At 40.9% G+C, this 20,190-nt stretch carries 18 protein-coding genes and 1 riboswitch; of the genes, 7 read left to right on the top strand and 11 right to left on the bottom strand.

Features of this window, described 5'->3' with window-relative positions; genetic code table 11:
- Window positions 1-185: 185 nt before the first annotated feature.
- The 9 genes from tenA to B4G94_RS07525 all read right to left on the bottom strand — a co-directional run bounded on the left by tenA (window position 186) and on the right by B4G94_RS07525 (window position 8,220).
- Window positions 186-839, bottom strand: coding sequence for a thiaminase II (gene tenA, locus B4G94_RS07565; RefSeq protein WP_286858065.1), 654 nt, complete (start codon window positions 837-839; stop codon window positions 186-188).
- On the bottom strand, window positions 823-1,665 hold the full coding sequence (gene thiD / locus B4G94_RS07560) for a bifunctional hydroxymethylpyrimidine kinase/phosphomethylpyrimidine kinase (RefSeq protein ID WP_165306256.1): 843 nt from the start codon (window positions 1,663-1,665) through the stop codon (window positions 823-825). The genes tenA and thiD overlap by 17 nt, the downstream gene beginning before the upstream one ends.
- On the bottom strand, window positions 1,662-2,294 hold the full coding sequence (gene thiE / locus B4G94_RS07555; protein ID WP_286858063.1) for a thiamine phosphate synthase: 633 nt from the start codon (window positions 2,292-2,294) through the stop codon (window positions 1,662-1,664). The genes thiD and thiE overlap by 4 nt, the downstream gene beginning before the upstream one ends.
- Window positions 2,284-3,087 (bottom strand): hydroxyethylthiazole kinase, encoded by an 804-nt coding sequence (gene thiM / locus B4G94_RS07550; protein ID WP_286858062.1) that lies wholly within the window; start codon window positions 3,085-3,087, stop codon window positions 2,284-2,286. Before thiM ends, thiE begins: the two co-directional genes overlap by 11 nt.
- A 78-nt stretch (window positions 3,088-3,165) precedes the next feature.
- Window positions 3,166-3,258: riboswitch (TPP riboswitch) on the bottom strand.
- Between the two features lie 229 nt (window positions 3,259-3,487).
- On the bottom strand, window positions 3,488-4,330 hold the full coding sequence (locus tag B4G94_RS07545; protein WP_286858060.1) for a VanW family protein: 843 nt from the start codon (window positions 4,328-4,330) through the stop codon (window positions 3,488-3,490).
- Window positions 4,331-4,383: 53 nt separating this feature from the next.
- Window positions 4,384-5,649, bottom strand: a complete 1,266-nt coding sequence (locus B4G94_RS07540) for a hypothetical protein (protein WP_286858057.1) — start codon at window positions 5,647-5,649, stop codon at window positions 4,384-4,386.
- Between the two features lie 30 nt (window positions 5,650-5,679).
- Window positions 5,680-6,423, bottom strand: coding sequence for a dienelactone hydrolase family protein (locus B4G94_RS07535; RefSeq protein ID WP_286858055.1), 744 nt, complete (start codon window positions 6,421-6,423; stop codon window positions 5,680-5,682).
- A 169-nt stretch (window positions 6,424-6,592) separates the two neighbouring features.
- Entirely contained in the window at window positions 6,593-7,441 is an 849-nt protein-coding gene (locus tag B4G94_RS07530) for an NAD(P)-dependent oxidoreductase (RefSeq protein ID WP_108632367.1), read from the bottom strand.
- Between the two features lie 152 nt (window positions 7,442-7,593).
- Window positions 7,594-8,220, bottom strand: coding sequence for a Crp/Fnr family transcriptional regulator (locus B4G94_RS07525; RefSeq protein ID WP_286858053.1), 627 nt, complete (start codon window positions 8,218-8,220; stop codon window positions 7,594-7,596).
- Window positions 8,221-8,629: 409 nt separating this feature from the next.
- On the opposite strand from B4G94_RS07525, the gene B4G94_RS07520 reads away from it, so the two are divergent.
- From B4G94_RS07520 to B4G94_RS07510, 3 genes are all read left to right on the top strand, one after another.
- Entirely contained in the window at window positions 8,630-11,230 is a 2,601-nt protein-coding gene (locus B4G94_RS07520) for a TonB-dependent receptor (RefSeq protein WP_165306264.1), read from the top strand.
- A 103-nt stretch (window positions 11,231-11,333) separates the two neighbouring features.
- Window positions 11,334-11,717 carry a hypothetical protein gene (locus tag B4G94_RS07515; RefSeq protein ID WP_104382713.1) on the top strand — a complete coding sequence of 128 codons (384 nt, stop codon included), beginning with the start codon at window positions 11,334-11,336 and terminating at the stop codon, window positions 11,715-11,717.
- 70 nt (window positions 11,718-11,787) lie between these two features.
- Window positions 11,788-12,984: a tetratricopeptide repeat protein gene (locus tag B4G94_RS07510; protein WP_286858049.1), complete on the top strand. Its 1,197-nt coding sequence runs from the start codon at window positions 11,788-11,790 to the stop codon at window positions 12,982-12,984.
- Between the two features lie 209 nt (window positions 12,985-13,193).
- On the opposite strand, the gene B4G94_RS07505 is transcribed toward B4G94_RS07510, so the two are convergent.
- Complete coding sequence (locus B4G94_RS07505; RefSeq protein ID WP_262707654.1) at window positions 13,194-14,051, bottom strand: prephenate dehydrogenase; 858 nt, start codon at window positions 14,049-14,051, stop codon at window positions 13,194-13,196.
- Between the two features lie 148 nt (window positions 14,052-14,199).
- Window positions 14,200-15,360: a pyridoxal phosphate-dependent aminotransferase gene (locus B4G94_RS07500; RefSeq protein WP_286858048.1), complete on the bottom strand. Its 1,161-nt coding sequence runs from the start codon at window positions 15,358-15,360 to the stop codon at window positions 14,200-14,202.
- A gap of 270 nt (window positions 15,361-15,630) precedes the next feature.
- Between B4G94_RS07500 and B4G94_RS07495 the strand changes: the two genes are divergently transcribed.
- From B4G94_RS07495 to B4G94_RS07480, 4 genes are all read left to right on the top strand, one after another.
- Complete coding sequence (locus B4G94_RS07495) at window positions 15,631-17,454, top strand: ABC transporter ATP-binding protein (RefSeq protein ID WP_286858047.1); 1,824 nt, start codon at window positions 15,631-15,633, stop codon at window positions 17,452-17,454.
- A gap of 133 nt (window positions 17,455-17,587) precedes the next feature.
- A complete protein-coding gene (locus B4G94_RS07490; protein ID WP_286858045.1) occupies window positions 17,588-18,787 on the top strand; it encodes a radical SAM protein in 1,200 nt (399 codons plus the stop codon).
- A 17-nt stretch (window positions 18,788-18,804) separates the two neighbouring features.
- Window positions 18,805-19,431, top strand: coding sequence for a histidine phosphatase family protein (locus B4G94_RS07485; RefSeq protein WP_165306270.1), 627 nt, complete (start codon window positions 18,805-18,807; stop codon window positions 19,429-19,431).
- Window positions 19,424-20,152: a menaquinone biosynthetic enzyme MqnA/MqnD family protein gene (locus tag B4G94_RS07480; protein ID WP_286858043.1), complete on the top strand. Its 729-nt coding sequence runs from the start codon at window positions 19,424-19,426 to the stop codon at window positions 20,150-20,152. Before B4G94_RS07485 ends, B4G94_RS07480 begins: the two co-directional genes overlap by 8 nt.
- The last annotated feature ends 38 nt before the right edge of the window (window positions 20,153-20,190 follow it).

Here is a 20,190-nt window from a genome sequence, read left to right as displayed (position 1 = left end):
ATTTTTATTTTAATTCCGAAAAACAGCCTCATTTCCTCCCTTACAGATATAATAGTGGTGCCAGAATTTAAAAACCATGTAAATCGCTGATAAATAGCTATTTTTACTTTTATACGTTTTCTCCTATTGCCCATTTTTGAACAACTGGTGTTCGCTATCGAACAATTTAACAGTTGTCTTTGTGGTTACCACATGCTCTTTTCGTAAGCTGCCTGCCAGAAATGATATTCCAATCGGGAAGCTGTTATAAATACTTGTCGCATTTTCTCCCGATTTGTTGCAGTCGTTTGTTCAGAAATTTGATCGACGTAATTTTTGGCTTTGTTCACGCCCTCGGCGAAGTCCTCACCACTATAGGTATCGATCCATTTGGAATAGGGGTTTTGGTCGCCACTGGCGATCGAAACGATGTGGTCGCCAACTTCTTTATAAATCCAAAAGCAGGGTAAAGTCGCAGCCATAGCGACTTCAATAGGTTCAAAGGCAGCTACACTTTTTAAAAAATGCACGTAATGGTGGCAAACTGGTTCTATTTTGTTGTCGTCTTCCGGATCCAGACCAAATTCTTTAAAATAGTTTTCATGGAGCGCTTTTTCGACGATAAGCGCATTGCGTCCAAATTCAAAATAATCCAGGGCTTGTTGATTGTCTGCACTCTTTGCACCGATAAAAGCTAATACACGTCCAAATTCTTCCAGATAGAACGCATCCTGGCGCATATAGAATTGAAATTTGTCCAGCGGTAGACTGCCATTGCTCAGTTCAGAAATAAAGGGCATCGCTAAGATATCAGCATAAATTGGTCTAATAGCATCCCAGGCTTTATCGCTCCATTTCATGAATAATAAGTTTAGAAGGGTTGTGGAAATGATTAAGTGGCCCATTTCCTTTGCCAATCACGAGATCCTTGCTGCCTTTGATTGCCTCGTGGACATAATCTAAAGCAGTAGCGACAGCCTCAGCAAGAGGGAATTGCTGCGCCAACTGGCTCGCTATTGCTGAAGAAAGAGAGCAGCCGGATCCATGTGTATTTTTGCTGTCAATTTTTTGTGATTTAAACACCAATGGTGACGCATGTTGCTGAAAGAGGAGGGAGGTGAGTTCGCTTGTCTGGAGGTGTCCACCTTTAATAAGGACTGACTGACATCCTTTTTCAAGAAGTTCAATGCCTGCTTTTTCCATTTCTTTGACCTCAGCTATGGTTCGTCCGACAAGTACACTGACTTCATCCAGGTTGGGAGTGATAATTGTGGCTTGTGGAAAAAGCAAGTCCATACATGCCTGTATTGTGTCATCATTGATCAATTTGTGACCACTTGTCGACACCATCACAGGATCAAATACGATTGTTCCACGGTAATCTTTCAAATAGCTGCTGATCAGTTCGACAAGCTCAATGTTATGAACCATCCCGATTTTGATCGCATCCGGATAAATATCGTCGAAGATCGCATCCAGCTGCTCACGCACTGCTTGGGTCGGTATCTCGTAAATATTCCGCACCCCTTGTGTGTTTTGTATTGGTAATGCCGTTAAGACGTTCATTGCATAACATCCCAGGGCTGATATGGTTTTCGTATCGGCTTGGATGCCAGCTCCGCCGCTACCATCAAACCCCGCTATGCTCAGAACTGTGGGCACTGTGTATTGTTTCACTATTTTCATGTTAATAATTCCTTTAATTGAGCGCTACGCTCTCTTGGATTTTTACTTTGGCAAATTGCCGAGACGACCGCGATGGAATCTGCGCCAGACAGCCAGGCACTTGCGCTGGTATCCAGGTTCATGCCGCCAATGGCGATCAAGGGCTTTTCGGTTAAATTCCGTAGCTCACCCAGTCCACTGATTCCCCAGGTTGTAATGGTGTCTGTTTTTGTTTTTGTTGGAAAAATTGGACTGACACCAAGATGGTCTACGGCGATCATCTGTTTGCTGTCAAGTTGTGACCGATCTTCGAGCGACCAGCCAATTTGAAGACGCTGTCCGTATTTTTCCTTTATTTCTAAAGGTCGACGATCGCTTTGTCCGACATGCACCCCCCATGCTTCGATTTCAATTGCAATATCCACAGCGTCATTAATGATCAATGGGATTCCGTAACGATCGGTAATCTGTTTTAACTTCTTTGCTTTTTCCAAAAAACCTGCTGGCGTTTCATTCTTTTCGCGTAATTGAATGATATCTACACCGCCGATTATGGCTTCTTCGGCAACATGGAGCCAAGATTGTGGGTAACAGTCCTGTTCGGAGATAACCAGATACAAGGGGTAAGGAAATAGGGGATTAATTGCCATAATGTTTCAGGTTGAGATGCATCCGGATACGCTCATCATTCAGCAGATAGAGCTCATCATAGAGATTCACCTGTAAGGAGCCTGGACCCGAAGATCGCGCTGTTGCCAGTTCACCTGCTAAACTCAAAAGGGAGACACCGGCGGTCGCTGCTTCAAAGGGATGGTCTGTGACCGCTAAAAATGCACCAATGAGTGCAGTTGCGCTACAGCCAAGTCCAGTAACCTGGGGCATCAAGGGGTGTCCATTGTGCACCTCAGCGGTGTGCTGTTTGGACAGGACATAATCTACCTTTCCGGAGATACAGATGATAGACCCCAATTGTTCTTGTAGTGCTTTACCAAAGCCAATCGCGTCCTTACTATCTGCCGTGCTGTCTACGCCTTTGGTATTGACCTGGTTGAAATTGTAAAGGCTCATGATCTCCGATGCATTTCCCCGGATAACGGTTGGTTTTAGTTCCAGGAGATTTGCCAATAAGTCATTGCGAAAAGCGGATATTCCCGCACCCACAGGATCCAATACCCAAGGCCGGCCAATGTTATTGGCGTGTTCTGCTGCTACAAGCATGGACTCGGCGGTAAGTTCACTCAATGTGCCGATGTTAAGTACCAACGACTGGGCAAGGTCAACAACCTCGCGTACTTCCGATGGACTGTGAACCATGACCGGAGAAGCTCCAAGAGCGAGAAGCGCATTGGCGGTGTTATTCATCACCACCAAATTCGTAATATTATGTACAAGTGGTTTTTGTCTTCTGACCTGTGCTAACAGATCGATAATTAAATCTTCCATTCCTTTTGTTTTCTATATTTGCAGGTGGCTTTGTCAGGAAGAAATGAGACAGATGGGCTGTCGGGTATATTTCATTATACCTAAGCGGTTGCTTTTCCCTACGCCGGTATAAACCGAATCAGGTTCGAAGGGACTATCTCAATTCTATACAGAATACCCCCAAAGCCATATCAAACTTAGACAAAAAAAAGGACTTTTTATAACGAGTGTTTTATTCAGTCCCGGAATAGTAAAACTAGACGTTAATCAATAGACCGGAATGCGCGTGTATTTTCAGCCGCATTCGAGCGAGCAAAATAGACTGGGCATATACGAGGGAAGCGATAGGCAAGTAATGATCAATGGCAGGCAAGTCTATTTGCCAAGAATAGTATTGCTCTCAACGATGAATTCGGTGTACTTAAGACGTTATATTGTCTTCAGCTGGCAGTTCCAAATAGTCCGGTGGGATATAAGTGACACGGGCAAAATTTTTAGTCAGGAGTTCTGTATCAACAACCTTTCCGCCCTGAAATTTTAGGAACTTTTCCCGCCAGATTTCATTTTTTCGGTAGAATTGATCTCCGATTTTAAGGAATTGATGCTCTTTTTCAATGACGTGATAGGCAAAATCGAGTTCCTGATCGATCCTCAGTTCACCTTCAAGACATTTTTCGGTAAACCAGAGATTGATCTGAAACGTGTAGACTGTATTGTTGGTAAACTGATAGTCCCGATAGTTGTAAAATACAGTAGCACCACTTCCGAAAGGTAGCACTCGCCCATCATCGGGAAAAGGGTCAAAAGAATGGTGATAACGTTCTGTGACTGTCAGCGGACTATGGATAACAAGCCAATGGATCAGATTGGAGATCTGGCAGATCCCACCACCAATACCGGCCCGTGCTTCACCGAAAGACAATTCCATCCCCGGAAGATAGCCTTTCTTTTGTGTGGGCTGGCCGACCAGTTTACAAAACGAAAACGTTTCACCCGGGCGGATCAGTATACCATTGATTTGCTTTGCCGCAATCTTTAGATTCGTCACTTTGTTGATCTGCAGTTGCATATTGTTTTCCCCCAGCTTCTTTAATAAAACAGACTGGTGTTTTTTGATGCGGCATTGCAACACTGTTGTAGATTTGGTTTTTGTATACTTTTTATTGTCCAGTAACCAAATGGCTTTTCTTTGTGTTCTTCTTGCCCAGACAGCAAGAAGATACAGCAAAGGGTGACGTTGACTTATTAATTTCCGTTTTTTCACTAATAACAAATGATGGTTTATTGCTTCCTTCTATTTCAGTTTGCGCGTTTTAATTATTGAGAATTGGAGGAACTTTTCTTTGTTTGTATTGTTTTAGAGGTGATTTTATTCTGCTTATCAAATACAGTGCTCTCATATTGATAATCGCCCTGTTCTTTTGAGACTATTTTCAATTCCAATGTACCATCACGATAAAACAGGTAGGTGCTTTCGTTGCCTTGCACAGCTATTTTGGATTCGGCAGTGAGCTTCCCTGTGGCGTCAAATACCTGCCACGAAGAGAAATTGTCTGCTTTTGGGTTATCATAATAATACAGTCTACGGTTTTCGATGGCGTCATTTAGCCCTGAAACTTCCTCAATAAGCTGCCCATTTTCATTGTAACGGTAGTCGACCCAATGCATCCGTTGGTAAACGAAGTGGATGGACTCCTCCCGGACCACTTGATATTGATCATTTAAATGATGGATGGAGGCGGACCGTCGCTCAGGATCGGTAATGAGAATAGCATGCGGTAAGTATTGATAAATTGTACTAGAGGACCATTTGCTGTTTTGAAGCTGTTGTATCGAATCGATTAATCCCCATTTGTTGTAAAAATATTTGGTGTAAAAATTGATTCCATTAGACAAATTGTTTGCGGAGAGTTCCTTGCCTTGCTGATAAACAGTCGTGATCATACCGCTGGGTTTTTCGAGGTTCTCCCCTGTAAAGGTCTGCGAAATATAGGTTCCGTCATATTTGCCTTTTTTCTGAGTAGAGTAGATCGGAAGACTGGATCGGGAAATGATGCCCTCAGCATATTGTCTGGATGGTTTAAACGGGATAGCTGCTATGGAATCGAAGAATAGTTTCCCATCGTATTTAAGCGCTTTTTGAGGCGTACTTGACTGCTTATTATTTGTCAATATTGGCTTTGCGGCCTGGAGATACCTTTGACTTTCATAGATCACTTTTGGTCGGCTCTGACCATCAAACAGAATCATGGCATTTCTTTGTTTGAGGGTAGCTACATCCAATGTCCATTTGCTTTTGTTGACGATAAAAGTAAGTTGCTGGGCATCTGTTTTTGTCACTAGGAGCTTAGTCGTGCTATAAGGAATCTGTCGAATAATTTCATTTGCCTTTTGATCATGGAGACGCATCATAAAATCCGTTGATTTATCAGAAGCATTGGTAACAAACAGAATGGCTTGGGTAGGAGCCCCGATTTCAATTGATTTTTTTACCTGAGACTTTGCTACACCCACACAGAAAAGCAATACCGATAGCTGGAAAATCACATAACGCAGTACGCTGGATTTCGGATGACCGTTCATTTGGATAAGGAGGACGCTTACGCTGACTTTTTAGTTTAAGACTTCTTTTAAAAACAATAAGGTATGGGCCCAGGCACGTTTCGCCATAACAGGGTTATATTCCGGTGATTCGGGGTTGGTAAAGGTGTGCCCGGAATTCGCATAGGTAATTATTTGCCAGTCAGCCTTTCCTTCGTTCAGTTCCTTGACTAATCCATCATAATCTTCCTTTGATACACTTTTGTCAGCTGCAGGGTGTTCAACCAATACTTTCACATTGATCGCGGTATTGGGTCTGTCGGGCGATTTGGAGAGTCCACCATGGATACTGATCACGGCTGAAACGGGTAAGCCAGCGCGCGCTGTTTCGAGAGCTCCCGTTCCACCGAAGCAATAACCAATTACTGCAATTTTCTTTGGATCAGCTCCGACTTTTTTCAATTGGTCGAGGGCAGCAGAGATTCGTTGCTGATAGGCTTTGTAGTCAGTTTTGTAGTGACCTGCGATTTTTGAAGCCGCTGTATTGTCCGCTGGAATATTCCCTTCACCATAGATGTCGGCAATGAATGCGATGTACCCCTCTTTTTGTAATTGCAAGGCTGCTTGTGTCGCTTCATTGTCAATTCCTTTCCATGCGGGCAAAATAAGTACCGCTGGACCTTTTTTATCCGTATTGGATGTGATTAGTCCATTCAGTTGCTGTGTTCCGTCTTTATAGGATACCTTTTTTAACTCCTGTGCTTTCATGCTCATCGTGGCAATAGTTAATAGAAATAATGTCAAAGCTGTTTTCATCTGTTCTGTTTTTTATCCGACAGATGTTGTTCGCGATTAAATGAAGTTTTAACTCCCGCGGATTCATCTGCTATTCGATTTGGTTAAACCATTTGTTTATGATCGTCCTTTAAGGTAACTGCCTTGTGTAAGGGCGGGACCTTAATATGTTTTATTAACCTTAATAAACTCAGGATTGTTTTATAGATTCAATAATTCCGATCACATCCAATTGTCCCAGACCTTTTTCATGTGCCGTTTCGTAGGTATCGAGCAAAGTTCCGAGCAATGGATAGGATGCGCCCGCCTTTTGGGCCAATCGGATATCTTTTAACATCAGGTCCAGCGCGAATGCAGCGGTATAGTTTTGTTCGATGAGGAGCGGTGTCTTTACTTTTGTTGCTCCGCTACCGCTTGCACTATCATTAATAATTTCGAGCATTTCGCTACGTTCTATGCCCAATTGGTCAGAAAATAAGATGGTTTCAGCCAAACCTTGGTAAATAATAGATAGAAAATAATTTATGGCTAGTTTTGCGGCGAGACCTTTTCCATTTTTACCGAGATGTTTAATGGATTTCCCCATTTTTTCAAGGTAAGGTCTAGCGCGGTCAAGGTCTGTTTGTTCTCCACCCACCATAATGATCAGTGTACCCTCTGCGGCAGGCTTGGTACTTCCGGCCACAGGTGCATCCAGAAAAGTGGCCCCTTTTTCTTTTAGCTTACGGGCGAGATCAATACTTACATCCTGTGCAATGGTACTCATGTCCACAAATAATTTTCCGCTGATAGGCAGTCCAAGAATTTTTCCATAAACTTCCTGGACGGCGTCGTCATTTGTCAGCATCGTGAAAACAACGTCATTGTCCTTGATTAAATCCGTTATTTCGCTATAAACAGTTGACTGTGCTCCAAAGCCTGCTGTCTTAGCGATATTTCTATTATAAACGGAAAGGGAAAATCCTGCTTTTTCTAGGTTTTTTGCCATGGGATGGCCCATATTTCCTAATCCTATAAATCCTACGTTTTCTGTTGTCATATTAAATTAAATGGTGTGAATCGAGTATTCTCTTACCAATAAAGGTACAAATGTTTTTGTATCCGGGAGTCGCAAAGCTACACTAAGACCGCGCTATTTCGAGATCCGAAGGAGTCGCTGCTATATTCGTGTGTTACCAATTTATTTTGGATTTAAAGTAAGACCCTGATTTCATTTCTGAGCAGTACGATTTTATCTTCATTTTCCAATTTCTTCAAGATCCGCGAGACCACCACACGTGACGTGTTCAAATCTGATGCGATATCCTGATGAGTGAGGGTAAGAATCCGGTCATTTCTGAGATTTACTTTCGCTTGCAAGTAATTGATTATGCGTTCTTCCATGTTGGAAAAGGCAAGATTATCTACCGCCTGAAGCATTTCATTCATACGGTTCGCATAACTCGATATAATGAAATTGCGCCATGAAGAATACTTTCCCATCCAGTTATTAACCTGTTCATTAGGGATCATCGCTACGGTAGTATCTTTTTCTGCCCACGCACGAATTTCACTTTTTTTATTTCCCATACAACAGGCAATAGACATGGTGCAAGTCTGTCCTTGCTCGAGATAATATAGCAGGAGTTCACCTTTTGCTTCATCTTCCCGAACAACTTTGATCGCACCTTCCAGTAGTAGGGGCATGGCTCTGATATACTGATCGGTATCAATAATCAGATCACCTTCATGGAATGTTCTGATTTGTGCAATCTGTGTGATTTCTTCAATTAATGCAGGTTCTAGTATTCCTGCGTAAGCTTGCTCAATGGACAACATAGTTTATTATTATTCATTTAAATATAACGATTTCAATCGTATTGAAAGCTCCATGTCCACTGAAAAAGATGATCGTGTTGATCGTAAAACCCGATCAAGGCAGGCAAGAGAAGTGGTGTTGACGATAAATATGGAGAGGGAAGAATTATTTGAGTTATTCAAAAAAGACAAAATTTTATTTTGATTATTTTTCATGTATTGATATAAAAAAGGTGTTTTTGTTGTGGTTATGTTAACGGTACCGCTTGTCTATTGACTTTTTAATTTTAAAACCGAGTTTAACCTGTGGAAGATTAAAATATGAAGGGAATATAAAAGCTGTATTTATAGCGACCCTAGTGTTAAAATTAGTTAAAAAGACAATCAATTCCTAATTTTGCGGCACAAAAACAAAACAATCACATCTAACATGAAAAAGTCTTTACTTTTTTTTGCACTTGTTTTTGCTGGTTATGGCGCGGTTCATGCACAAACGGCAAATACTAGTTCGGTTTCAGGAGTTGTAAAAGAGGCTACTGGACAAACAGTTAAAGGAGCAACCATTAAAATCACCCACATCCCAAGTGGACAAGTTGTAAGCGGCTCAGCTGATGCTCAAGGAAAATTTCAAATTTCAAATCTTCAGGAGGGTGGTCCCTATAAAGTGGAGGTGACCTACATTGGTGAAAAGCCAGTTGTCATTGAAAACATTATGTTGAAATCGGGCGAATCGTTGAATATAAACCCGACTTTTTCGGAGGGCTCTTCAACGGATTTAGATGAGGTTGTTGTTGTTGGTCATGGTGTTATTGATATTGCTGTAGGTAGAAAAACACCTATTGCGGTTTCAACAATTCACAAAACTGAAATTGAAGAAAAAGTAGGTGCGCAAGATATTACGTCAACTTTGGCAAATACGCCATCTGTTTACATTACGGGACAGGCGAAAGGTTTTGGTGAATCTTCAATGACTACACGTGGTTTTGACCAATCCAATACCGCATTTTTATTGAATGGTCAGCCGGTGAATGGAATGGATAATGGCCGTGTATATTGGTCTAATTGGTCTGGTCTTACCGACATTGCGTCTTTGGTACAGATCCAACGTGGTTTGGGTTCTTCCAAATTAGCGATTTCATCTGTGGGGGGAACGATTAACTTTGTAACCAAGTCCACCGATATGAAAGAAGGCGGTTTTGTGCGGACGACAGTCGGTAATGACATGCTGATGAAAGGAACGGTTGGCTATAGTACTGGAATGATGAAAAACGGTTTTGCCGTTTCAGCAATGTTTACACATTGGTCCGGTGATGGTTATGTGAACGGTACACAAGGGCAGGGACAAAATTATTTCCTGTCTGTAGGTTATAAAGCGAGCGAGAAGCACAACTTTAACTTAATGGTTACTGGTGCCCCACAATGGCATAATCAAGGTTTCACTTCGACATTGGACAACTACTTGAAAAATGGACGAAGATATAACAGTAATGTGGAGATAGTGAATGGTACTGAAGTTAACTACCGTAAAAATTACTACCATAAACCAGTAGCCAATTTTAACTGGGACTGGACCATCGATGATAAGTCTTCTTTATCTACCGTTGTTTATGCTTCTGTAGCAAGTGGTGGTGGTCAGTCGAAAAGAACAGAGAAAACCAATAAGGGCCCTTATTTGTCTGCTGATGTAAACAATCATCAATGGTATGGTATCGTTTCTAACTATAACCGTAAATTAAATGAGAATTTAAATTTCAATGTTGGATTTGACTTACGCGATTATAAAGGTGAGCACTATCGTCAGGTGACCGATATGTTGGGTCAGTCATCAATTGCCAACGTAGGTAACGTAAACTTGGGCAATAATGTCTTTATTACAGAGACTTATTCAACCAATCCATGGAAAGCATTTTCTAGCCAACCTAAATCAACAGAAAATAGATTAGCATGGGATTATGAGCAAATGATCCGTTACGGTGGTCTATTCGGTCAATTAGAATATGCTAAAAATGGTTTTACCGCATTTTTCCAAGGATCGGTTTCACAACAGCAAAATAGCCGTAGAGAATATTATCTAGAGAAACCCGAAAACTCAAAATCGGAAAATGTCAATAATTTTGGATATAACACCAAAGGTGGTGTAAGCTATACCTTGGGCAAACATAGTCTTTTTGCTAACGCTGGATACTATTCACGTCAGCCTTATCAGAACAATATCTTCATGAACTACAGAAATGACGTGAACCCCTATGCGGAGAACGAGAAGATCTTAGGTCTTGAATTAGGGTATAAATTCGTGTCAAGATACATTGATGTGAATGTGAATGCCTATAAAACGACTTGGGAAAATAGGGTGACAGGTAATTCAAAAAATGCTGTAAAAGCAGATGTTGAAAAATACAATCCCACCAATGATCCGAACATCTTAGCGGAAGGTGATTATCTTTATTTCTCAAATTACGGTGTAAAACAAAACCACAAAGGCGTCGAGTTGGACTTCGCTGCCCGTCCATTCAGCGGATTTACCCTTAAAGGTTTTGCATCTATTGGTGACTGGAAATACGATGGAAAATCTGTTACGATTGTCCGTAATGAAGACCGAGTTGTGTTGGCAACAGAAGAAACCGATCTAACGAACGGAAAAGTAGGGGATGCCGCACAAACAACCTATGGTTTAGGTGCCAAGTATTTTATCACGAAAGGTCTGTCTGTTGATGGAGACTGGAGATCCTACGATCGCTTGTATTCTTCAAGACAAGCTGGTCAGGGCAAAGTGTTAGAATTACCTTCGTACCAACTTGTTGATGCCGGGGTTTCTTATAAAATAGATATCAGTGATAAAAACGCAATAAGTTTTAGATTTAACATCAATAACTTATTGAATAAGTTCTATATTTCTGAAGCGACGACGAATATTTTTGAAAACACAAAGGCCGGCGAGAAGAATGAATATTGGAACGGAATCAATACTTCTAACACTGTATTGATCGGTCTTGGGAGAACATGGAACGCTTCTGTGAAGTTTACATTCTAATAAAATATCCTATTTCGTAGTAAGAAGACTCACATAATTGTGGGTCTTTTTTTTGTTTTTTAATAAAAACTTAATACTTTTAGGTGATCTAACTGTCGACCTGATGTTGCATAAATTAATTTGTCTGGAAAATTTACAGATAGGTACCGTCTATTTTTCTGCTTTTGTGGTAAACCTGGATGGGGGAAATACTGGTTTTGCTTTATTTATTAACCAAGAAAATGATCCGATTTTTATTTTTCGAAAAGAGAAGAAAAATGAAGTGTCTTTTCATGTAAATGAAGAACAATTCTTCTGGATTGTAAGAAATAGTCAGTTTACAGCTGGTGAACGTCAGGATTTTTTTGCGGAGTTTGTGGAATTTCTACGTTTAATGGAGGATAAAGTTTCCAATTATGTCTTTAAACGTGAAAAACTTGTCAGATTTACCAATTCAAGAGATATCGTCCGCTACAAATATCTTTATTTGACTGGTGAACTGAATTAAAGCTGTTTTTTAAACAGGGATTGCAGGCTGTTAAATTTCTTTTATATTGAAATTTAGCTTAGTTTTGGGTATGAAGCAACTGATATCAAATCTATCTGTTACCCTTTGGGACAAAGCTGTTACTGAGGCAGATTTTAAACTTCCGCCTCCCGTATTACTTGCTAAGTTCTCTTTTTTGCCAATTTCGTCTTTTTTTCCAACGGATACCATTTCCTTATCCCAAGACCGCTTTGATCACATTCGGGAAGAAGATATCAAACTTTTGTTAAGAGGCTTTTCTATTGGAATCATCGGTGATGAAGATCCTGTACAGCTTTTTGAAGAAGCAATTGCTTTGTCGAAAAGCGTGTTGGCTTACAGTTACCTTGGGCTCTATTATTTTAAAATAAAGGCTTATGATGAAGCTATAGCTGTATATTCCACAGCAATTGAATATTTTAAGGAAGAACCCTATTTTTATGCAAGCCGATGCCTGGTCTATCGCATTATCGGAGAAGATGAAGGCGCATTTTATGATTACCAGATTGCCAAAAGATTGGATTTTAACTATCATAGTGTTTTGGAGTGGCAGGAAAACCAAGCTGAGGTAAGCTACTTTGAAGCAGAGAACCTCGTCATTCAAGAGCTAGAATCTACGCAGAAAGATCTCAGTATGGATGAGTTGAATTCGTTGGGACTTGAGTATGTACACTGTTATGATTATCTGAAAGCAATCGAATTGTATACCTTAGCTATCAACAAAAATACGGCAGATAATAGCAATCTCTTTGTTTTTAGGGGAAGTCTCTATCTTAAACTCACCTGTTTTGAGCTAGCTTTGGATGATTTTAACCGGGCAATTGAACTGGATGACCATCAAACTGCTGCCTATGTTTTCCGTGCGAAGGTATTCGAATCATACCGTTATTCCGAAAAAGCGCTGCAGGACTATGCTAAAGCTGAAGAAAATGACAATAACTCGTCTATCGTTTATGAGGAACGGGCTTCTTTATTTGAGCGCTTAGGTTGTCTACCTGAAGCATTGTCTGATTTCGACCGATTGGTCGAACTGAATCCGGAGGACTTTTATGTATATTCTCTACGGGCAGATCTTAAGGAAAGACTGGAAGATATGCACGGGGCGTTGGCTGATTATTCAATGGCTATTGAGTTGAATCCTTATTATTCGGACTTATATTCTTATCGTGCCGCTATCAAAGAAAAGCTTGGTGATACGGTAGGGGCGAAGTTTGATTTAGATAAGTTTAACGAATTGGAAGACGAGTAAAAAGAAGAAAGCGATTCAAATAAAAGGTACCTCTGGAGAATTGAATAGTTAAGTAGAGGCTTTTTGGAGGACGAATAAAATGAAATGGAAACGGGACGGTCCAAAGTTAGGACGGCCCCGTTTCTATTTTAGGCAAGTGCTGACTGGAGCTGCAATTGACTTGTGTTACACCATTACGATAGATAGGTGGTCTATTATGAATGCTCGCCCTATTTAATGATGCGCTTAATTTTATTTGAACGCTTGATCAGTTTGTGCAATTTGTCATAGTCTTCGCTAGCAATGGAATCATGTAACGACTGTAGTTGCTTGATATGTTCTTCCAGCACTTCCAGCACATTTTCCCGATTTTGTTTGAAGATGGGTGTCCACATATCGGGGGAACTTTTGGCCAAACGCACGGTGGATTCAAAGCCTGATCCTGCAAGCTCAAATATGCGTCCCTGCGATTTCTCTTTTTCCAATACTGTTAATGCTAAGGCAAATGAAGTAAGATGGGAGATATGCGAAACATAGGCTGTATGCACATCGTGCTCGTCAGCGTTCATGAAGCAAGTGCGCATCTCCAGTTGATCCGTGATCGCATCCGTAATTTCGAAAGCGTCTTCATCTGTCCTGAAGGCCTCGACATAAACCATCATCTTTCCTTTAAAAAGACCCGCAACGGCAGCTTCTGGGCCAGAATATTCTGTACCTGCCATAGGGTGAGCCGCAATATAGCGTCCTCGGTTTGAATGGTCTTTGATTTTGTTAAGTATGTTTGTTTTGGTGGATCCCATATCGATAACTACTTGATCGGTGACCTGATCAAGAATCTGTGGAACGACCTGCAAAATAGCATCAACAGGAATAGTCAATATAAGTACCTTACATGTTTTTATTGCTTCTTCCAAGGTCATTGCTTCGTCGATAAAGCCGATCTGCTTCGCTTTGTCAAGATTTTTCTCGCTTTTATCTACACCAATAATCTTACTGCAGAATTTTGTTTCCTTTAGGCGAATGGCAACTGAGCCGCCAATTAAGCCTACGCCTACGATGGCAATATTCATATGTGAATAATTATTAATTCGTGTTTATTGTATGTATAAATGCTTCACATTTATTTTATGGGCTCTTGAAGTCCTGTCTTTTTTAGCATAAGATGAAATAGCTGTTTTGTTTTTCGTCATCAGGAGCTATTTCATCTGACTGAGATGTTAACATTGAAAATTGCTGCTAGAAGCTTTCTTTGATACGTTGGATGGATTCATCAAGAACTTCAACCGTGGCACAGAGACTGATGCGGATGTACTGATTGCCACCATCTCCAAAGATTCCTCCCGGTGTGATAAACACACGTGCTTTATTCAATGCTGCATCGCTCAGCGCATAACCGTCAGCATAGGTGTTCGGGATCTGGGCCCAGACAAATAAGCCTACCTGATCTTTTTGATATGAACAGCCTAATAGGTCCATGATTTCATAAACTTTCTGACGTCTATCAGCATAAATTTTGTTTAAATCCTGGTACCAGGATGCGTCCAGCTGCAGGGCTTTCGCTGCGGCTAGTTGAACGGGAAGAAACATTCCGGAATCCATATTGCTTTTAAAACGTAGTACCTGATTGATACGCTCCTCACTACCAACCAATACTCCGACTCTCCAGCCCGCCATATTGGATGATTTGCTTAAAGAATTTAACTCGATCGCGACATCCTTAGCGCCTTCTATGCTCATGATACTACGTGGTTTATCTGTCAGGATAAAACTATAGGGATTGTCATGGCAGATGAGGATGTTGTATTCCTTTGCGAACGCAATCAATTCACCATAAAATGCATCCGAGGCCGAGGCACCCGTAGGCATGTGCGGATAATTGATCCACATCAACTTGACCTGAGACAGATCTTGTTTACGAAGTTCGTTAAAGTCAATCAGCCAATTTTTTTCCTGCGTAAGCTTATAGGTGATTGCTTCTGCTCCACTTAATCTTACGGCCGCAGCGTAGGCCGGGTAACCGGGATTAGGAATTAGCGCTTGATCTCCTTCTTGGAGGTAAGTCATGCAAATGTGGACGATTCCTTCTTTCGATCCAATTAGCGGTAAGATCTCGGTGTTCGGATTAAAAGTAGCTTGATAATAGCGTTGATACCAATCTGCAACAGCTTGCCTTAGAGCTGGAGCTCCTTTATAATTTTGATAGCCATGTACATTTGGAAGTTGGGCATTCTCATTCAATGTCGCAATTACCTCCGGATGAGGAGGCAAGTCAGGACTTCCAATTCCTAGATTGATTACACGTGCACCCTGTTTATTTAACTCATCTATTTCTCTTAATTTTTTTGAGAAATAATATTCTTCAGTGTGCTGCAATCTTTTGGCAACGTCTATTTGCATTTTGTTTTTAATAATTTTGGTATTTGAATGAAGCTAAATTAGGGAATTATCTATAAAAAGCAGCTATTTTTGTCGTTTTTTCAATTTAATGCGCCGCTCTGTATTTATCACTGAGGTGCAACAATTTTATTGAAAAGAAGTGTATGAGTGCTTTTCTTGATTAATTTGTTATTTTTGTTCAATTTCCTCGCTAAAAGAAATCCTAACGGAAGAGGAGAGATCGACAAATTACTTTTTTGTATAAAATTAATTTGTCTTAGTTCAAAATAAATGAAAACATATTTTAGGCTCTTATCATTTGCTAAACCCATTGAGAAATTTGCAATTCCGTATGTAATCTGCACCTTGATTACGGTTGTTTTTAGCACATTAAATCTAGCATTACTCGCTCCATTACTTCATACACTTTTTAATACAGGGGAAGCTACCGTCGAAACAATAAAACCTGATACTTACACCGATATTTTAGCATGGTTTAATTACTACGCTAGTATGGCAAATGAACAATTGGGTGCTTATGGCGCATTAAAGTACGTTTGTATTGTTATTGTAATTTCTGTATTTATAAGCAATCTTTTCCGCTATTTCTGCCAGCGGATTATGGAGAATTTTCGGATCCACACCTTGTTGAAACTCCGTAGAGCTGTATTTGATAATGTAATGGACCTACACGTTGGCTATTTTACAGGGCAACGCAAAGGAGATATCGTCTCAAAGGTGGCATCCGATGTACAAGTTGTGCAGTATTCGGTCACGGGTACATTGCAAGTAGTATTCAAAGAACCTTTGCAATTGATCGCTTATATCGTGATGCTGTTTAATATTTCAGCAAGACTGACCTTCTTTTCGTTGTTGGTTATTCCTATTTCTGCATTTTTTATTGCCCGGATTGTAAAGAATCTGAAAAGTCAGGCGCGTTCGGCACAGGAGTCCTATGGAAACATGATTTCCTATCTGGACGAAGCATTATCAGGTGTCAAAATCATCAAGGCCTTCAATGCAGTTTCTTTTATCAAAAATAGATTTCACAACGAGAATGAACGCTATGCTAATATCGGGCGTGCGATGGCTAAACGGCAACAAATGAGTTCACCTGTCTCGGAATTATTGGGGGTTATCATGGTGGCCATCATCTTGTTATATGGAGGCCATCTGGTGCTTTCAGGGGATCAGAGTTTGACTGCTCCCGCATTTATCGCCTACATTGCTATTTTTTCACAGGTTATGCGTCCTGCAAAAGCATTGACCGATGCCTTTAGTGGTATTCATAATGGTCTTGCGGCTGGAGAACGGGTATTGGAACTGGTCGATGAGCGGAGTGAAGTGACCGACAGGCCTAATGCAAAAAAAGTTGAAAGTTTTGCACGAAATATTGTTTTTAAGGACGTGAATTTTGCTTACACGAAGGATAAGAAAATCCTTCAGGGGATAGACCTGACGATTGAAAAGGGAAAAGTAGTGGCTTTGGTTGGTCCTTCTGGTGGAGGGAAATCAACATTGGTCGACCTTATTCCTCGCTTTATGGATGTTACCGATGGTCAGATCCTTTTCGACGGTGTGGATTTAAGAGAGCTGGATCAGGATTCCTTGCGTAATATGATCGGTGTGGTCAATCAGGAGTCGATTTTATTTAACGATACCATTTTCAATAATATCGCATTTGCCAACCTGTCTGCGAGTCAGGAAGAAATTGAAGCAGCAGCGAAGATCGCCAATGCACATGAATTTATTCTTAAGACTGATCATGGATACCAAACGAATATTGGCGACAGAGGGGGGAAATTGTCCGGTGGACAACGCCAGCGGATCTGTATTGCTCGGGCAGTGCTGAAAAATCCACCGATCATGCTACTGGATGAGGCGACTTCGGCTTTGGATACCGAATCTGAAAAATTGGTACAGGATTCACTCTATAAATTGATGGACAACCGGACAACAGTGGTCATCGCCCACCGTCTAAGTACGATTCAAAATGCGGACAAGATCGTTGTGATCGAAGCAGGAAAGATTGTTGAGGCAGGGAGCCATAGTGAATTATTGCAACACGAAGGCTTATATAAGAAGTTGATCGAAATGCAGCAATTTACAGATTAAAGGTATTGTTTTGACAGAGTTTTCATCGTCTTTATAACAGGAAAAAGATACACTGCTGAATAAGTGTTATCACAATTTTATTATAACTTTTGTTGCCTTTTCGGTACATTTGTTTAAGATAGGAGATACATTAATGAACGCATTAGATAAATTAAATTTCTTGATCAATGATAAAAATTTAGACATTGAATTAAGAAATATAGCGGAGAAAGTTTTGCGAGAGGAGCGTATCACTTTTGATGAGGGAGTTCTTTTATATGAAAAGGGTGAATTGGGGTATCTTGGTGTCTTAGCCAATTACATTCGTGAGAAACGTCATGGAGACCATACCTTTTTTAATCGCAATTTTCACATAGAGCCCACCAATGTCTGTGTATATGACTGCAAATTCTGTTCCTATTCCAGGCTGATAAAAGAGCGCGCCGAAGGTTGGGAAATGGAAGTCGATGGCATGATGGATATTGTGAAGAAATATGACAATGAAGCCGTTACCGAAGTGCATATTACAGGTGGTGTTGTGCCGAAGCAGAATCTGGAGTTTTATGCGGATTTCTTTAAAAGATGTAAAGCACATCGACCAGAATTACATATTAAGGGACTCACGCCAGTAGAATATTATTACATTTTCAAGAAAGCAAAGTTGAGCCATTATGATGGCCTGAAGTATTTGCAGTCTTGTGGCCTGGACTCAATGCCCGGCGGTGGAGCAGAAATCTTTCATCCGGAAATCAGGGAACAGATTGCGCACGACAAATGTACCGCTGAACAATGGCTGGACATTCATGAGCAGGCGCATCGTCTGGGGATGCATACCAACGCAACGATGTTGTATGGTCACATTGAGCAGTTTTGGCACCGGGTGGATCACATGGAGCGTTTGAGACAGCTTCAAGACAAAACGAGCGGATTTCAAACATTTATTCCGTTGAAATTTCGAAATAAGGAAAACCAAATGTCGCACATCCCCGAGGTTTCGGTTATCGAAGATTTAAGGAACTATGCGGTTGCGCGGATCTACATGGATAATTTTGACCATATCAAAGCGTATTGGGCCATGATTTCGAGAGACACTGCACAATTATCGTTGGCTTTCGGTGTGGATGATATTGATGGCACTTTGGACGATACAACCAAAATCTACAGCATGGCCGGTGCCGAGGAGCAAAAACCCGGGATGACAACGCAAGAGGTCGTGGAATTAATCAAGAAGGTAGGACGTCATCCCATCGAACGGGATACATTATATAATGTGGTAACAGACTATAAAGATGTTGTCTTTGACGAAGACTCCAAAAAGAAAAGTTATTACGCACTACCTGTTGTGAACTCATAAATTAGACTATACCCATTTTGAAAAAGACATTTTATTTTATACGACACGGACAGACTGATCTAAATTTAAAAGGCATTGTGCAGGGGAGAGGGGTTAATTCTCCATTAAATGAAACCGGAATGGCTCAGGCTCAGGCTTTCTTTGAACGGTACAATACGGTGCCTTTTGACAAAGTATACACTTCAACTTTATTGCGTACCCACCAGACGGTAAAGGGTTTTATTGATCTTAACTTGCCTTGGGAACAGCTCGTCGGATTGGACGAAATTAGCTGGGGAATCTACGAAGGAAAGGAGCAGACGCCCGAGTTGTTGACTGGTTTTGAACAATTGGTTGCTGCATGGCGTAACGGAGAATTGGATGTCAGTATTGAAAATGGAGAGTCTCCTAACGCATTGATGAACCGTCAGCAAGTTGCACTGGATCATATGCTGGCCCAAACAAATGAGGAAAATATCCTTGTTTGCATGCATGGTCGTGCACTACGTATTATGCTTTGCCTGATGACTGGCATTGATGCCCGATATATGGACGATTTTCCGCACACAAATACTGCTTTATATAAATTGCTGTACGATAATGGTCAATTTGAAATTATAGATCATTACAATACAGATCACTTAGAAGCATTAATGAATGAATAAAATTAGAGTTTCAGCCGTATCTTACACAAACACTTATCCGTTTTTGAACGGAATACGTAAATCAAAGGTTATGGATCAGATTGATCTCAGTGTCGATTATCCAAGTGCCTGCGCACAAAAAGTAATAGATGACGAGGCCGATATGGGAATTATTCCAACGGCCGCACTATTAAATCTCCCCGAATATTACATCAATACGGATTTTTGTATTGGAACCGAAGGCGCCGTTGATTCGGTGTTTATTTTTTCCAATAAGCCCATTACCGAGGTGGAAACCCTCAAGTTGGACAAGCAATCGCGTACATCGAATGGTCTGGCCCGTGTGCTGCTAAAGAATTACTGGAAGAGAGAGGTTCAGTTGATTACTGACGACGGGGTGGAGCCAGATGCTTATGTCCTGATCGGTGACCGCACCTTCGGTAAAAAGAATACCGTACCCTATGTTTATGACTTGGGAAAGGAATGGTTTGATTTTACTGGATTGCCTTTTGCGTTTGCACTATGGGTAAGCAATAAAAAGTTGCCCGAATCATTTGTCAAAGATTTCAATGATGCGCTCGCCTATGGCGTAGCTCATGCGACCGATGTCATTGAGGGACTGCCTGAATTTGAAGGATTTGACTATACAAAATATTTAACGGCACATCTTGACTTTCACCTAACGGATAAAAAACGGGAAGCTGTACAACGTTATCTGGGCTATTTAAAAGATCTGGATTGATCAAGTAAAGCTTAGCGTGCCAAATAAAAAAAGAGGTT

Origin of the sequence: Sphingobacterium sp. UBA7625, from assembly GCF_002484085.1 — a bacterium.
GTDB classification, from domain to species: domain Bacteria; phylum Bacteroidota; class Bacteroidia; order Sphingobacteriales; family Sphingobacteriaceae; genus Sphingobacterium; species Sphingobacterium athyrii.
The sequence above is the reverse complement of the archived record's forward strand: the minus strand, read 5'-3'. Positions and strand labels throughout refer to the sequence as shown.

What these genes read in the sequence shown, in the direction of transcription:
- B4G94_RS07515 (WP_104382713.1), top strand. Translation starts at nt 11,334, where the DNA reads ATGTTGCATAAATTAATTTGTCTGGAAAATTTACAGATAGGTACCGTC.
- B4G94_RS07540 (WP_286858057.1), bottom strand. Translation starts at nt 5,649, where the DNA reads ATGAACGGTCATCCGAAATCCAGCGTACTGCGTTATGTGATTTTCCAG.
- thiM (WP_286858062.1), bottom strand. Translation starts at nt 3,087, where the DNA reads ATGGAAGATTTAATTATCGATCTGTTAGCACAGGTCAGAAGACAAAAA.
- B4G94_RS07535 (WP_286858055.1), bottom strand. Translation starts at nt 6,423, where the DNA reads ATGAAAACAGCTTTGACATTATTTCTATTAACTATTGCCACGATGAGC.
- B4G94_RS07525 (WP_286858053.1), bottom strand. Translation starts at nt 8,220, where the DNA reads ATGTTGTCCATTGAGCAAGCTTACGCAGGAATACTAGAACCTGCATTA.
- thiD (WP_165306256.1), bottom strand. Translation starts at nt 1,665, where the DNA reads ATGAAAATAGTGAAACAATACACAGTGCCCACAGTTCTGAGCATAGCG.
- B4G94_RS07480 (WP_286858043.1), top strand. Translation starts at nt 19,424, where the DNA reads ATGAATAAAATTAGAGTTTCAGCCGTATCTTACACAAACACTTATCCG.
- B4G94_RS07495 (WP_286858047.1), top strand. Translation starts at nt 15,631, where the DNA reads ATGAAAACATATTTTAGGCTCTTATCATTTGCTAAACCCATTGAGAAA.
- B4G94_RS07490 (WP_286858045.1), top strand. Translation starts at nt 17,588, where the DNA reads ATGAACGCATTAGATAAATTAAATTTCTTGATCAATGATAAAAATTTA.
- B4G94_RS07500 (WP_286858048.1), bottom strand. Translation starts at nt 15,360, where the DNA reads ATGCAAATAGACGTTGCCAAAAGATTGCAGCACACTGAAGAATATTAT.
- B4G94_RS07520 (WP_165306264.1), top strand. Translation starts at nt 8,630, where the DNA reads ATGAAAAAGTCTTTACTTTTTTTTGCACTTGTTTTTGCTGGTTATGGC.
- tenA (WP_286858065.1), bottom strand. Translation starts at nt 839, where the DNA reads ATGAAATGGAGCGATAAAGCCTGGGATGCTATTAGACCAATTTATGCT.
- B4G94_RS07530 (WP_108632367.1), bottom strand. Translation starts at nt 7,441, where the DNA reads ATGACAACAGAAAACGTAGGATTTATAGGATTAGGAAATATGGGCCAT.
- thiE (WP_286858063.1), bottom strand. Translation starts at nt 2,294, where the DNA reads ATGGCAATTAATCCCCTATTTCCTTACCCCTTGTATCTGGTTATCTCC.
- B4G94_RS07510 (WP_286858049.1), top strand. Translation starts at nt 11,788, where the DNA reads ATGAAGCAACTGATATCAAATCTATCTGTTACCCTTTGGGACAAAGCT.